A 13,920-nucleotide genomic window follows, 5' to 3' on the forward strand; every position below is an offset into this window, starting at 1 on the left:
CTGGTCAGCATGCGTGTAGGAGACTACCTGGACAACCGATACGTGATCGACAGGCCGATCGCGCGTGGCGGCATGGCCACCGTGTACCGCTGCGTGGATACCCGACTCGGGCGCGAGGTCGCCGCAAAAGTCATGCACGAGCAGTATGTTCATGACCCGGTGTTCCTCGACAGGTTCCGCCGCGAAGCCCGCGCCATGGCGCAGCTGTCGCACCCGAACCTGGTCAACGTCTACGACTTTTCCGCGCAGGGCGACACCATCTTCCTCATCATGGAGCTCATCACCGGCGGCACGCTTCGCGAGCTCCTCGCCGAGCGCGGCCCGATGCCGCCGCACGCGGCCACCAGCGTGCTCCGCGGCCTGCTCACCGGGCTCGGGGTCGCGCACGCCAAGGGCCTTGTCCACCGCGACATCAAGCCCGACAACGTGCTCATCAGCGCCGACCACCAGGTCAAACTCGCCGACTTCGGGCTCGTGCGCGCCGCCGCCGAGTCGCCGCAATCTACCGACCAGATCGTGGGCACCGTGTCCTACCTCTCGCCGGAGCAGGTCAACGGCTCCGCGATCACGCCCGCCTCAGACGTCTACTCCGCCGGCATCGTCCTGTTCGAGCTCCTCACCGGCCGCACCCCGTTCACCGGCGACACGCCGCTCGCCCACGCCTACGCACGCTTGCAGGATGATGTGCCGCCGCCGTCGCAGCTTATCGACGGAGTGCCCATGCTCTTCGACGAACTCGTCACCACCGCGACAGCCCGGACCCCCTCCGAGCGGTTCCGCGACGCCGGGGAGTTCCTCGATGCGCTCGACGACGTCGCGCGCGACCTGCGCCTTCCCGCCTACACCGTGCCGGCCCCAAAAAACTCGGCCGCAAACCGCGCCGCCGCGCACCCCACGCGCTTCGGCTCCCAGCCGCGCCCTCCGCGCCCTCCGCACCCTCAGCGCCCGCAGCACCCCAACGGAGCAGGATCCACGCGCGCCGTTCCGCAGGCCGAGCGGCGCCTGTTCCCGGATGCCCCGGGCGCTGGGGCCGCGGCTGCGGTCCCGCAACCAGTCCCGCAACCTGCCCCGCAACCGGTGCCCGCGCCAACGCGGCAGGCTCCCGTCGCGCCGCCACCGACGCAGCGGCGGCCAACACCGGCGGCACCGCCAGCCGCGCGCGGACCGCGCCCCAAGGTGCGGCGCGTGTCCAACCGATCAGGCCTGGGGGTTGTGGTGTACGTGCTGTTCGCGATTGCAGTCACCGCAGCCGTCGCCGTCGGCGGTTGGTGGTTCGGGTCGGGCCTCTACGGCGAAATCCCTCCCCTGCTCAGTTCCGCGCTGGGTGGCTGAGGAAGGGAGGGATCGCGGGGGCGTCGAGAAGCGAATGGCGCTTAGTAGCGCAACATCTCCGCGACGAGGAAGGCCAGCTCGAGGGCCTGCTCGGTGTTCAGGCGAGGGTCGCATGCCGACTCGTAGCGGCCCGGCAAGTCCACGTCGCTGATGTCCTGCGCGCCGCCGAGGCACTCGGTGACGTTCTCCCCGGTGAGCTCGATGTGCACGCCGCCCGGGTGCGTGCCCAGCTCGCGGTGGACCTCGAAGAAGCCCTGGACCTCATCAATAATCTTGTCAAAGTGGCGCGTCTTGTAGCCGTTGGACGAGGTGAACGTGTTGCCGTGCATCGGGTCCGACTGCCAGACGACCTTGTGGCCGGACGCCTCGACCGCCTTGACAATGCCGGGCAGGACCGTGCGGACGTTGTCGTGGCCCATGCGGATCACCATGGTCAGGCGGCCCGGCTCGCGGTTCGGGTCGAGCTTGTCCGCGTAGGCAACAGCCTCCTCCGGGGTCACCTTCGGGCCGAGCTTGATGCCGATCGGGTTATCAATGAGCGCCGCGAAGTTGACGTGGAAGTCATCCATCCCGCGGGTGCGCTCGCCGATCCACAGCTGGTGCGCGGACAGATCGTAGAGGTGCTGCTTGCCGTCCTCGCCATCAGCCAGGCGCAACATCGCGCGCTCGTAATCAACCAGCAGCGCCTCGTGGGACGCGAAAATCTCGGAGGTGCGCAGGTTGTAGTCGTTGACACCGCAGGCGTCCATGAACGCGAGCGAGCGAGAGATCTCGCGGCCGAGCGCCTCGTAGCGCGCACCCGCCGGCGAGTTGGTCACGAACTCGCGGTTCCAGTCATTGATGTTGTGCAGGTCAGCGGTGCCCGAAGCAACCAGGGCGCGCACCAGGTTCATCGCTGCGGACGAGTTTGCGTACGCGCGGACCATGCGGGCCGGGTCGTGGCGGCGGGACTCCTCGGCCGGCTCCACGCCGTTGACAATGTCGCCACGGTAGTTCGGCAGACCGTTCGCGTCCAGATCGGACGAGCGCGGCTTGGCGTACTGCCCCGCGATGCGGCCGAGCTTGACCACCGGCATCGACGCGCCGTACGTCAGCACCGCCGCCATCTGCAGCAGCGTGCGCACGTTCGCCCGGATGTGCGGCTCCGTGTTGGACTCAAAGGTCTCGGCGCAATCGCCGCCCTGCAGCAGAAACGCCTTGCCCAGCGCGACGTTCTTGAGGTGCGACTTCAGCTGGTGCACCTCCGGCGCGAGGACCACAGGCGGAACGGACTCGAGGATCTTGCGCACGGCGCGGGCCTGATCCGGGTCCCAGCTCGGCTGCTGCTTCGCGTCGCGCGAAACCGCGTCCTGAAATTGCTCGTTCAGGTCCCCCGGCAGCGGCGGAAGATCGGGCAAAACGTCTTTAGGGATGTCAATAGTCCAACTCACGTTCTCATTCTTAGCACACCGGTGAGGGGCACAAAATGAATTTGCGGACTTTTATGCGTGCCCAAGAGAGGGGTCACGGAACGCGGTGACCCGGCCTTTTGCATCCAGCGGCAGCACTTCCGCGCAGGCGCGGTACTTCTTGACGTTATGACGGGCGTCGACAAGCGCATCGTGGCTCCCCTTCGGAACCCGCGGAAGCTTCGGCCGGCCGGCCATCTCCCAATACTGCTTCAGCTCGTGGGTGAAGTGCGGCAGCTCGCGCGGGTACGCGCTCATGTCGCCCCACATCTGCGCGAACAGCACGTGGTCATAGCCGCCAACCCACGCCCAGAGGTGCGGCGTGGAGGAGTCGGCGGTGAGGAAGGCGAAGACCTCGTCGCGGATCGTGCGCAGCGGCTTCCAGCGAGGGTCACTCTCCGGTGGCAGCTTACGCAGCACATTGCGGACGACCCAGTCGCTGGCGCGGGTGGCGTCGAAGTCGCGAGAAACCGCGTAGTACTCGCGGCCGTCCTCGGCGACGATGCCGATGGACACCAGCTCGATCGTCGAGCCGTCCTCAATGAACTCCGTATCGTAGAAGTACTTCACCTGCGCACACAGGCCTTCCTAGTTCCAGGGTGTAAACATTTGCTACTCGCTCGGGCGATCATCCAAGCGGATCGGCAGGCGCTCCTCACGCCGAGCGCGACTGCGCGGCCAGAACATCACAACCGCGACGATGACGACGGCGATCGGTGCGGCAATTGTCGTGTGAAAGCCGGTTTGCGACGCAACAATGTAGAGCGCCACCGTGACAACCACCAGCACGATGCGGGTGAGGAGATCCTTGTCCATGCTCTTCATGCTCACCTACTTTCCCTCCGACGTTGCTTCCGGCTCGGCCCCCGGCGGGTACGACCCCGTCGCGGCGAGGGATTCCTTGACCTCGCTGGCGTAGACGTCAACGTAGTCGTAGCCCGTCAGCTCGGCGAGCCGGCGCATGAGGTAGTCCGTGAACGGACGGGCTACCTCGCGCGACGCGGGGTCGAACCCGTGCTCCGCGGCCCACGCGTGCGGGTCGATCTGCTCACTGATCTCAATGTGCACCTTCGCCGGGCGCGGGAAGTTGGTGCCGATCGGGTTGGCGTTGCGGGTGCCCACCATGCCGGTCAGCACGACGGGCGCTCCCGTTTCCATCGCGATGCGCGCAACGCCCGTGCGCCCCTTGTACACCCGGCCGTCCGGCGAGCGGGTGCCCTCCGGGTAAATACCAAAGAGCTCGCCGCTGTCCAGCACTCGCGTCGCGGCGTTGAGCAGGGCATCGCCTGCATCCGCGCTCTGGCGGTCCAGCGGGACCTGCCCCACCGAGGAGAAGAACCACTTCTGCACCGCGCCTTTCACGCCGGGCGTGGTGAAGTACTCGCTCTTCGCCGGGAACGTGAGCTGCCGGCGCACCATCAGCGGCAGGTAAAACGAGTCCATGACGGCCTGGTGGTTGGACACCATGATCGCCGGGCCGCGCTCCGGGATGTTGTCCGCGCCGTTGATCGTCGGGCGATTCCACACAATGAGGAACGGGCCGAGCACGGCCTTAAACAGTGAATACCACCGGTTTGTCATTGCGTTTGCTCCCTCATCAAGATTTTCAGTGCTCGCCGCGCAGCATCTCGCGCGCGAGGTCAGCCACTCCGATCATACCGGCCTGGGGGCCGAGTTCCGCGCACTGGATGTCTGCTACCGGGCGGTACCCGGACCCGACCATCGTGTTCGCCATCGTTTCCCGAGCAGTGTCAATGAACAGGTCGGCGTCCTCCGACACCCCGCCGCCCAACACGATGAGGGCGGGGTCGAGCACGTCAGCGACGATTGACAGTCCGCGCCCCAGCCAGGTGGCGAAGCTGTCCACGGCGGCCTGCCCCAGCTCGTCGCCGGCGCGCGCCGCGGCCATCACGTCGCGCCCAGTCGCGCGTTTGTCCACCACCTTGCGGTACAGGCCACAGCGCTTGTAGGAGCCCTTCGCCGCGCTCTCTATCGCGCAGTCCACCAGCGAGGTCCCCGACGCGTAGCGCTCGAGGCACCCTTGCTTGCCGCAGGAGCAGACCCGCCCGTCCGGGACGACGGTAATGTGGCCGAACTCCGGGGCGGTGCCAAAGGACCCGCGGTAGATCTCCCCGTGGTGCATCAGTGTCGCGCCGATTCCCGTGCCCACGGCGAACAGCACCCACGTGTCGGCCGACTTCGCGGCGCCGAAGCGGTACTCGCCCCAGGCCGCCGAGTTCGCGTCGTGCTCCAAGCGCACCGGCAGGCCAAGGGCGTCACTGAGCTCGCGGCGCAGCGGGTGGTCGTCGCGCCACGGCAGGTGCGGGGCGAACCGCACGATCTCGCAGTCAGGGTCGAGGAAGCCGGCGATCGCCAGGCCGACAGCACCGATGTCGTACGTCTCGCGCAACTGGTTGACCAGCTGCACGATCCCCTGCGTCATTTCCGGGCCGGTTTGCGGCGTCTGCGTCTGCGCCGAGTCAAGAATCCGCCCCGCCGAATCCACGACGGCGGCGCGCAAGTTCGTTCCGCCGATGTCAAAACCGAGCGTGAGCGTTTCGTCCGTTGCCATAGCCCATCATCGTAGTTACTTCAGCTGTGCAGCCAACCTGCGGGTCAGCACGTCCCAGGCAAAGTGCTTCTCGACGCGCACCCGCCCCGCCTCACCCATTCGCTTGGACGCGGCGGGATCGCTGAGGAGTGTGATGGTGGCGTCGGCAAGCATGCTCACGCTCGTGCCGTCAACGACGACGCCGGTTGCCGGCGTGACGGTTTCGGGCGCGCCGCCGGAGTCGCCGGCGATGACGGGGACGCCGCAGGCTTGCGCCTCGAGGTAGACGATGCCAAGGCCCTCCACGTCGAGGCCGCCGCCGCGGGTGCGCGCGGGCATGGCAAAGACGTCGGCTGAGGCGATGGTGTCGCGCAGCGTTGCTCGGTCGACTGCGCCGGTGAAAGTGACGCCTGCGGTGCCGCGGGCGAGGGTGCGGAGTCGGCGCTCGTCTGGACCGGACCCGACGATCACAAGCTGCGTGCCAGGCACGGCTGCGCGGATCGCGGGCAGCGCGCGGATGAGCTGGTCCTGCCCTTTTCTGGGGACGAGCCGGGACGCGCACACGATGCGGGGCGCGGGCTCGGCGTGGGCGGGCTCGGCCGGCCGGAAAAAGTCCGTGTCTACCCCAGACGGCAGCGCCACGTACTCGGGGTGTGTGCCGAATGCGGGAGCGATGCGGCGGCGCGTGTAGCCGGAAATGTAGGTGAGCACGTCGGCGTTGCGGCCGATGTTGCGCAGGACCTGGCGCGCGCCCGGGAGCATCGACCAGCCGACCTCGTGCCCGTGGGTCGTGGCCACGACGCGGTGCGCACCAGCCCGCTTGGCGGCGCCGCCAAGGACGGCCAGTGGGGCGGCCGCGCCGAACCACACCGTGGTCGCGCCGTGGCGGCGGATCAGCTGCGCCATTGCCGCCCGGACGCGCGGGGTGGGCAGCATGACCCGGTGCGGCCACCGCACGATGGTGTAGGGCTGCGCGGCGTCCCACTCGCGCGCAGCCGCCGCGTCCTGCGTGGAGGCAAACACCACCACCGAGTCGGGCCCGTTCAGCGCAACGAGGTGGGAGACGAAATCCCGCAGATACGACTGAATCCCGCCGAGGGTCGGCGGGAAATCGTTGGTGACAAGCAGCGTCGGGGCCATGGCCTGCCAGCGTACGCGGTTAGTAGCGCACTGCGCCCTGGGCCGGCATGGAGTTGACCGGCACCACCTGGACCGGGATGCCGTAGTCGGACGCGTGGACCACCATGCCATCGCCGATGTACATGGCCACGTGGGTCACGCCCGGGTAGTAGCCGATGATGTCGCCCGGCTGCAGCTGGTCCATAGAGACGGGCGTACCGCCGGCCAGCTGGGCCTGCGACGTACGCGGGATGCCCTTACCGTTCTGGCCGTAGGCCCACACCATGAGGCCGGAGCAGTCGAATGCGTCCGGGCCGGTCGCGCCCCACCCGTAGGGCTTGCCAATCTGCGCGAGCGCTGCGGCGACCACGCCAGAATCCGCGGCCGGCACGTTGGCACCGAGGTCGATCGGTCCGTCCTTGGCAATCCAGCGCTGGCGATCTTCCTCGTTCAGACTGTCAACCTGGTCTTCGATGTCACGGATCTGGCCGTCCAGCTCGTCGCGCTCGCGGTGGAGCGCGTCCAGCTGCGCGGCGAGTTGGTTGCGGTTGTACTCCGCTTCCGCCTTCGCAATGTTCGCGCTCCGGGCGCGGGACGCTGCCTCTTCGTTGGCGGTGTTCAAGCCGTCAATGGTCGTCTGCGCGTTGCGGGACAGCGAGTTGAGGTACGCGGCCCGATCGATCGCCGCCTGCGGACTGCCCGACTCGAGCGTGGTGAGCAGCACCTCGGAATCCGAGTTGCGGTACTTCGACTGCGCAATGTCGTTGACGTTGCGCTGGTAGCTCGTCTTTGCGCCGTTGGCCTCCGCAGCGGCAGTGCGCGCCGCGGCAGCCTTCTCGTCCGCCTCCGCGATCTTGCGTTCGGACGCAGCGACCTGATCCTCGAGGGACTTGATCTCCTCCGATTTTGCCGTGGCCTGGTGCGAGACGTCCTCGAGCCTGTCGATCAACTCATCAACGTCGTCCGCACCAGCCGGCACCTGCAGCGTGCCGACCGCCGCCGAAGAGAGCGCACCGACCGCGATGACCATCGCGCCTCGACGTGCTGAACGGCGCGCGCCGCGCGCGTGGAGAGAGTGTTTGCCCACGACAAATCCCCTTGAGCTTTCAAGCCGAGTACGCCACTCGGAAAACCAATACCGCCCGTGATCCAACTGACCGCAAGCCTTTACAAAACTGTAACTACTATAGCCAGATCAGCCGTCCAATAAAAGCACACCCGGCCAATCAGCAACGATTGACACGGGTGTGAAAGTTGGTGCGCAGCGAGTGCGCGAATCCGCAAGTTAGAAGCGGACCACGGAGTGGACCGGCATCATGCTCAGCGGGCGCTCGCCGACCGGAACACCGTCGTTCAGGGCGTCGATGATCATGCCGTTGCCAGCGTAGATAGCAACGTGGGAGGCGCCGCTGTAGTACACGACAATGTCGCCCGGCTGGATGTTATCCAGAGAGACCGGGGTGCCTGCGGAGGCCTGCGCTTGCGAGGTACGCGGGATGGACTTACCAGCCTGGGCGTAGACCCAGGAGGTGAAGCCGGAGCAGTCGAACGCGTTCGGGCCTGCTGCACCGTAGACGTACGGCGAACCGATCTTGGTGCGGGCGATGTCGACGATGCGCTCGCCCTGGGTCTTCTCCTGCACCACCGGCGCCGGCGCGGTCACCGGAGCGGAGTACTGCTGAGCGACGGCCGGTGCCGGGGTCTCCGGCAGGACCTGTGCTTCGACGTTGGCGATGAACTGGTTGAAGCCCGGGACGTTGGCAATCCCCGGCAGCGCCTTCACCTGAGACAGGGCCTGACGGTACTGGCCGCCATCGGCCTTGCCTGCCAGGGACGGGACCCAAGCCTCGATGCCCGGGATGTTTGCAACACCCGGAATGTTCTCAATGCCCGGGATCTGCGCAGCAACCGGGGTGTTCGGGACGCGGACCTCAGCGGCGGAAGCCTGGGTCGGGACCATCAGAGTCGCGCCTGCGACGACGGCCGTGGCAGCTGCGACGGTGCGCACTGCGGAATTGTTCTGGCGACGGTGCTTAGCCATTGTAAGTTTCTCCATATCTTCTCTTCGCCTACCGGGTTGCCTGTCGGGCTGGGCCCTGAGAATGCGCCCTGACGTACCTCCGCACGCCATCCGCCCTTGTAGGAAAAGTGCGGTTTCCCGGTTCCACATCGCTCGTGCATCTCACTCGGTCCGCGGAAATCGGCTCATATGTTCTGTTTTCGTACCTTGCAAGCAACGGCTGTTGTCGCAATGTCTCGATCAGATTACGAAACGGCAACAAGTTTGTCCAATACTGAGAGTGTTACTAATCCGTTATTGAATCTTTGCAAAGGCTTTGCCCGCTTATCGACGCCACCACTCCCCTCAATTCGCGCCGCCCTTACCCCGATTTGCACCCATTGACCTGCACTAAACCGACAATCGCGGAAATTCCACTGATTGACTACAGCTGTACACTGCACCACCCCATGAGATATTGTGACGTTAGACACAGGGGCATTTTTGGCAGGTGTAACGGGGGCAGAAGGGCGTCGGCAAGCATGCTCCCCGCCGTAAAATTGGGTCTATACCGATACCCCCTACTGGAAGGACCGCCCGATGAAAGCGCTGACTTATTACGGTGCGAACGACGTACGCATCGAAGACCGCCCCACCCCCACGATCCTGGAACCGACTGACGCCATCATTCGCGTGGACACCACGACGATCTGTGGCACAGACCTCGGCATCTTCCACGGGAAGAACCCGGAGATTGAGTCCACCGAGCGCGAGCGCACAGGCGAATGGAACGGGCGCATCCTTGGTCACGAAGGCATCGGCACGGTTGAGGCCGTCGGCGACTCCGTGAAGAACTTTAAGCCAGGCGACAAGGTCCTCATCTCTTGTGTGTCGCGATGCGGCACGTGCGAGAACTGTCAGAAGCAGCTGTACAGCCACTGCCGCAACGGCGGGTCCTGGATCCTGGGCTACATGATTGACGGCACGCTCGCGGAGTACGTGCGCACCCCGTTCGCGGACAACTCGCTCTACCACCTGCCGGAGACACTGGACAAGGAGGTGGCGGTCTTCCTGTCTGATGCGCTGCCCACGGGCCACGAGATCGGCGTGCAAAATGGTGCCGTCGCGCCTGGCAAGGACGTCCTCATCGTCGGCGCGGGACCGGTAGGGATGGGCGTGCTGCTCACGTCGCAGTTCTACTCCCCCGCATCAATCACAGTGGTGGATATGGACGACAACCGTTTGGCCAAGGCCAAGGAGATGGGTGCGACGTACACGGTGAACCCGGCAAAGGAGGACGTCGCGGCCCACGTCGCCTCCATCACGGGTGGCTACGGCGTGGACACTGCCATCGAGGCGGTCGGACTACCGGCAACGTGGGCAACGTGCGCTGAAAACGTCAAAGAGGGCGGCCACATCGCCGTCGTCGGTGTGCACGGAAAGCCGGTCGACTTTGAGCTGCAGAAGATGTGGATTAAAAACCTCACCGTCACCACCGGACTCGTGAACACCAACACGACGGGCATGCTGCTCAAGGCGGTCCAGAATTCGGACCTGCCGATCAGCTCGCTGGCCACCCACCACTTCACGTTTACAGAGCTGGATCAGGCGTGGGAGACGTTCGCGCACGCCGAGGAGCACCAGGCGATGAAGGTCATCATCGACAACGCGTAGCAGCGCACGACGAAGGCCCCTTTCCCATTCTGGGAAAGGGGCCTTCCAGCGACCGCGAATTACTGTGGCGCAGCCTAGTGGCTCGGCTCGTCGGTGGCGTTGCGGTCGGAGAGGTGCTTCGTCTCTTCGAGCTTGCGCAACGTCTCGATCTCCTCGTGGTGCTTCTGCGCCTCCGCGTCGCGAACGCGCTCGGTGACACCAAGCTCGGAGGACTTGAAAGTACCAACCGTCTCGGAGTCAGCGAAGCCAAGCTGGTTGAGCTGCTTCGGAACCGGGGCACCGGCGTACTCGAGCGGGACCGGGTGGCCGTGCTCGTCCACCGGACCGAGCGGCTGGTGGATCTCCACGAACGCGCCGTTCGGCAGCTTCTTGATCACGCCGGTCTCGATGCCGTGCTCCAGGACCTCTCGGTCGGAGCGCTGCAGGCCGATGCACAGGCGGTAGGTGATGAAGTAAGCCAGCGGCGGCAGGATGATCAGACCGATGCGGCCGAACCAGGTCATCGCGTTCAGCGAGATCTGGAAGAAGTGGGCCACGTGGTCGTTACCACCGGAGATGGTCAGCAGCAGGAAGAACACGAGCGCCATGACACCGATGGAGGTGCGCACTGGAACGTCGCGCGGACGCTGCAGCAGGTTGTGGTGCGCGTCGTCGCCGGTGATCTTCTTCTCGATGAAGGGGTAGGTGATCAGCAGGACGACCATCAGACCACAGAGCAGGGCGACCCAGAAGGCACCCGGGATCGTGTAGTTACCCAGGTAAAGCTCCCATGCCGGCATGACACGGGCGGCACCATCGGTCCACAGCATGTAGACGTCAGGCTGCGAACCTGCGGAGACCTGCGACGGGTTGTAGGGGCCAAGCATCCAGATGCTGTTGATGGTGGTCAGACCGGCCATCGCTGCGAGGACGCCAAAGACGAACATCATGAAGCCGATTGCCTTGACGGCGAAGACCGGCATGATGCGGATACCAATGACGTTGTTCTCGGTACGGCCCGGGCCCGGGAACTGGGTGTGCTTCTGGAACCAGACGAGCAGCAGGTGAGCTGCGATCAGCGCGAGGATGATGCCCGGCACGATCAGCACGTGCAGAATGTAGAAGCGATCCAGCATGAGGTCCGACGGGAAGTCGCCACCGAAGATGGCCCAGTGCATCCAGGTACCGATGATCGGAATACCGACGATGATGGCGGACATAATGCGCAGACCGACGCCGGAGAGCAGGTCGTCCGGCAGGGAGTACCCCATGAAGCCCTCGATCATGCCCAGGAGCACCAGGGTGACACCGATAATCCAGTTCGCCTCACGCGGGCGACGGAACGCGCCGGTGAAGAAGATGCGCATCATGTGGGCGAACATCGACATCATGAACATCAGCGCTGCCCAGTGGTGCATCTGGCGGACGAACAGGCCGCCGCGGACCTCGAACGAGATGTTCAGTGCAGTTGCGTATGCGCGCGACATCTCCACACCGTTAAGCGGGAGGTACGCGCCGTCGTAGATGACCTTGGTAATAGACGGGTCGAAGAACAGCGCCAGGTAGACACCGGTCAACAACAGAATGATGAAGCTGTACAGGGCCATCTCGCCGAGCATGAAGGACCAGTGGCTCGGGAAGACCTTGTTCAGCTGGGGGCGAAGCACCCCAGCGATTGTGTACCGCGAATCAACATTGTCCGCGACTTGTGCAAGTTTAGTACTCATTAGGACTTACGCTCCCAGAATGCCGGGCCGACGGGCTCGATGAAGTTGCCGTTGGCGATGAGGTAACCTTCTTCGTCAACAGTCACAGGAAGCTGCGGCAGCGCACGGGCGGCCGGGCCGAAGACCGGCTTGCCGTAGTGCAGTGCGTCGAACTGCGACTGGTGGCACGGACACAGGATGCGGTTCGTCTGGGCCTCGTACAGCGAGGTCGGGCAACCGATGTGCGTGCAAATCTTCGAGTATGCGTAGTAGTCGCCGTAGTGGAAGTCCTCCTGGCCTTCGCGCTCAACGGCGCGCTGTGCGTCCTGCGAACGCAGGCGAATCAGCATGACGGAGTTACGCGGACCGTGCAGCGAGTGCATGTGGTGCTCGTACACGTCGCGGTTCGGGTCGTACTCCTTGCCGTCGTTGACGTCCTCCTCGTAGAGGGGGAAGACAGTCTCCATGGACGCGGCAGCCAAGTCCTCCGGGCGCATGCGCACCAGGCGGGAGACGCCGGCGGTGCTGTAGTGCGAACCGGTTTCGCCCTCGTGCAGCTCGGCGATTGCACCGGTGTCGCGGCCGAGGTAGACCTTGACGCCCTGGTCCTGAATGGTCCAACCGTGGGTCCACAGCGTGCCGTCGCCCATGTAGCCGAGCTCGGTGCGCGGGCGCCACGGGTTCTTGATAAGACCGGCCAGCGGGGCGATGACCATGAGACCGGCCAGCACGCCAGCGCCGCCAAGGAGGCCCTGCATGGCCTTACGACGGCCAAAGGTCGAGGTCTCCCAAGCGTCGTTCAGCAGCGCCGTCGTCGTGCGGCGATCCAGCTCGCTGGAACGGCCGTCGTGGCGGCGCTGTACCGAGATCTCCTCGGGGATGAACTTCTTCACGTACTGGATGATTGCAATGCCCAGCGTGACAAAGCCAAGACCGGAGGTCAGGCCCAACAGCGGGGTGTACAGGGTGTAGACCCACAGATCCTCGTCGCCGTGGAACTTCGGCTCCCAGGGCCAGAAGAGGTAGACGCCGAGGAACGCGATGCCGCACAGGACCGAAACCAGCAGCCAGGCGTTGATACCTGCGGCTGCGGACTTCTCGCGCGGGTCGCCCTCGACCGGGAAACGCTCCTTGCGGTAGGCAACGGTGACGTCGTCAAGCTCGGTGCCCAGCGCGGCCAGCTCCGCATTGCTCATGCGGTCCAGCTCTTCGTTTGTGTAGTTCTTCTTTACATCACTCATGAACGCGATCCAATCCAGATAGCAGCGGCGGCGACCAAGGTCACGCCAATCATCCACATAGCCATACCCTCAGAAACCGGGCCGAGGCCGCCCAGGGCGTAGCCGCCGGGGCTCGGGGTCTCCTTAGCCGACTTGATGTAGGCGATGATGTCTCGCTTCTCATCAGCAGAGAGCTGACGGTCAGAGAACTTCGGCATGTTCTGCGGGCCGGTGAGCATCGCCTGGTAGATCTCCTGCTCGTTGGCGGGATCCAGGGCCGGTGCGTACTTACCGGACGACAGCGAACCGCCGCGGCCGGTGAAGTTGTGGCAAGACGCGCAGTTCAGGCGGAAAAGCTCGGAACCGCGGGCAACGTCGGCGGCCTGAATGTTGCCGTCGTAGTCCTTACCGCGCAGCGACTCCATCGCGACGCTGCCGTCCTTGTCGTACACGAGCTCGGGGCCGCCACCGTTCGCCGCGACGTACGCAGCGAGGGCGAGTGCCTGGGACTCGGTGTAGCGCGGACGCTTGCGCTCAGCCTGCGCGTCGTTGGACATCATCGGCATACGGCCGGAGTTGACCTGGAAGTACACGGCGCCTTCACCGGTACCGATCAGGGACGGGCCGCGGTCTTCAACGCCCTGCAGGTTGGCGCCGTGGCAGGTGATACACGCGACGTCGTAGATGTCCTTGCCTTCTTGGATCATCGCCTGCTCGTCTCGCTCGGCGTTAGCAACCTGAGCGTTCGGGGCCAGTGCGGATGCCAAGAGGCCGGCGCCGGAGAGGCCGAGCGTGAGCGCGGCTGCACCAGCGACCGTGCGCCTGGTCTTGCGACCAATGCGCTTCTTCTTTGGTGTGTTTTCCATCTTGTTTCCTTTTAGCGACTATTCAA

At 65.2% G+C, this 13,920-nt stretch carries 12 protein-coding genes and 1 pseudogene; 2 read left to right on the forward strand and 11 right to left on the reverse strand.

Annotated elements, in window-relative coordinates:
• Positions 1–9: 9 nt before the first annotated feature.
• Positions 10–1,311 (forward strand): annotated as a pseudogene (locus EAW56_RS05225) (protein kinase domain-containing protein); the annotation flags it as partial.
• A 62-nt stretch (positions 1,312–1,373) separates the two neighbouring features.
• Here the strand turns inward: EAW56_RS05225 and EAW56_RS05230 are convergent.
• The 8 genes from EAW56_RS05230 to EAW56_RS05265 form a co-directional block, all read right to left on the reverse strand.
• Positions 1,374–2,762, reverse strand: coding sequence for a class II 3-deoxy-7-phosphoheptulonate synthase (locus EAW56_RS05230; protein ID WP_095547260.1), 1,389 nt, complete (start codon positions 2,760–2,762; stop codon positions 1,374–1,376).
• Positions 2,763–2,813: 51 nt separating this feature from the next.
• Positions 2,814–3,350 carry a polyadenylate-specific 3'-exoribonuclease AS gene (locus EAW56_RS05235; RefSeq protein WP_095538110.1) on the reverse strand — a complete coding sequence of 179 codons (537 nt, stop codon included), beginning with the start codon at positions 3,348–3,350 and terminating at the stop codon, positions 2,814–2,816.
• 42 nt (positions 3,351–3,392) lie between these two features.
• Complete coding sequence (locus EAW56_RS05240; RefSeq protein WP_095534894.1) at positions 3,393–3,605, reverse strand: hypothetical protein; 213 nt, start codon at positions 3,603–3,605, stop codon at positions 3,393–3,395.
• Between the two features lie 6 nt (positions 3,606–3,611).
• On the reverse strand, positions 3,612–4,361 hold the full coding sequence (locus EAW56_RS05245) for a lysophospholipid acyltransferase family protein (RefSeq protein WP_095555152.1): 750 nt from the start codon (positions 4,359–4,361) through the stop codon (positions 3,612–3,614).
• Between the two features lie 25 nt (positions 4,362–4,386).
• Complete coding sequence (locus EAW56_RS05250) at positions 4,387–5,352, reverse strand: ROK family protein (protein WP_095538108.1); 966 nt, start codon at positions 5,350–5,352, stop codon at positions 4,387–4,389.
• A 15-nt stretch (positions 5,353–5,367) separates the two neighbouring features.
• Entirely contained in the window at positions 5,368–6,471 is a 1,104-nt protein-coding gene (locus EAW56_RS05255; protein WP_095538107.1) for a glycosyltransferase family 4 protein, read from the reverse strand.
• A gap of 19 nt (positions 6,472–6,490) precedes the next feature.
• Positions 6,491–7,537, reverse strand: coding sequence for a C40 family peptidase (locus EAW56_RS05260; protein WP_244213361.1), 1,047 nt, complete (start codon positions 7,535–7,537; stop codon positions 6,491–6,493).
• 198 nt (positions 7,538–7,735) lie between these two features.
• Positions 7,736–8,491 carry a C40 family peptidase gene (locus EAW56_RS05265; RefSeq protein WP_095278110.1) on the reverse strand — a complete coding sequence of 252 codons (756 nt, stop codon included), beginning with the start codon at positions 8,489–8,491 and terminating at the stop codon, positions 7,736–7,738.
• 558 nt (positions 8,492–9,049) lie between these two features.
• Between EAW56_RS05265 and EAW56_RS05270 the strand changes: the two genes are divergently transcribed.
• Positions 9,050–10,123, forward strand: a complete 1,074-nt coding sequence (locus EAW56_RS05270; RefSeq protein ID WP_122085499.1) for a zinc-dependent alcohol dehydrogenase family protein — start codon at positions 9,050–9,052, stop codon at positions 10,121–10,123.
• 74 nt (positions 10,124–10,197) lie between these two features.
• Here the strand turns inward: EAW56_RS05270 and qcrB are convergent, their stop codons facing one another.
• The 3 genes from qcrB to qcrC are packed head-to-tail and all read right to left on the reverse strand — an operon-like array spanning position 10,198 to position 13,894.
• The gene (gene qcrB / locus EAW56_RS05275; protein ID WP_122085501.1) at positions 10,198–11,829 is read right to left on the reverse strand and encodes a cytochrome bc1 complex cytochrome b subunit; all 1,632 of its coding nucleotides are present in this window, start codon (positions 11,827–11,829) and stop codon (positions 10,198–10,200) included.
• Positions 11,829–13,049 (reverse strand): cytochrome bc1 complex Rieske iron-sulfur subunit, encoded by a 1,221-nt coding sequence (gene qcrA, locus EAW56_RS05280; protein ID WP_122085502.1) that lies wholly within the window; start codon positions 13,047–13,049, stop codon positions 11,829–11,831. Before qcrA ends, qcrB begins: the two co-directional genes overlap by 1 nt.
• A complete protein-coding gene (qcrC, locus tag EAW56_RS05285) occupies positions 13,046–13,894 on the reverse strand; it encodes a cytochrome bc1 complex diheme cytochrome c subunit (RefSeq protein WP_095555156.1) in 849 nt (282 codons plus the stop codon). Before qcrC ends, qcrA begins: the two co-directional genes overlap by 4 nt.
• Between the last annotated feature and the right edge of the window lie 26 nt (positions 13,895–13,920).

The sequence above is a fragment of the Corynebacterium gottingense genome, from assembly GCF_003693265.1.
Lineage (GTDB): Bacteria > Actinomycetota > Actinomycetes > Mycobacteriales > Mycobacteriaceae > Corynebacterium > Corynebacterium gottingense.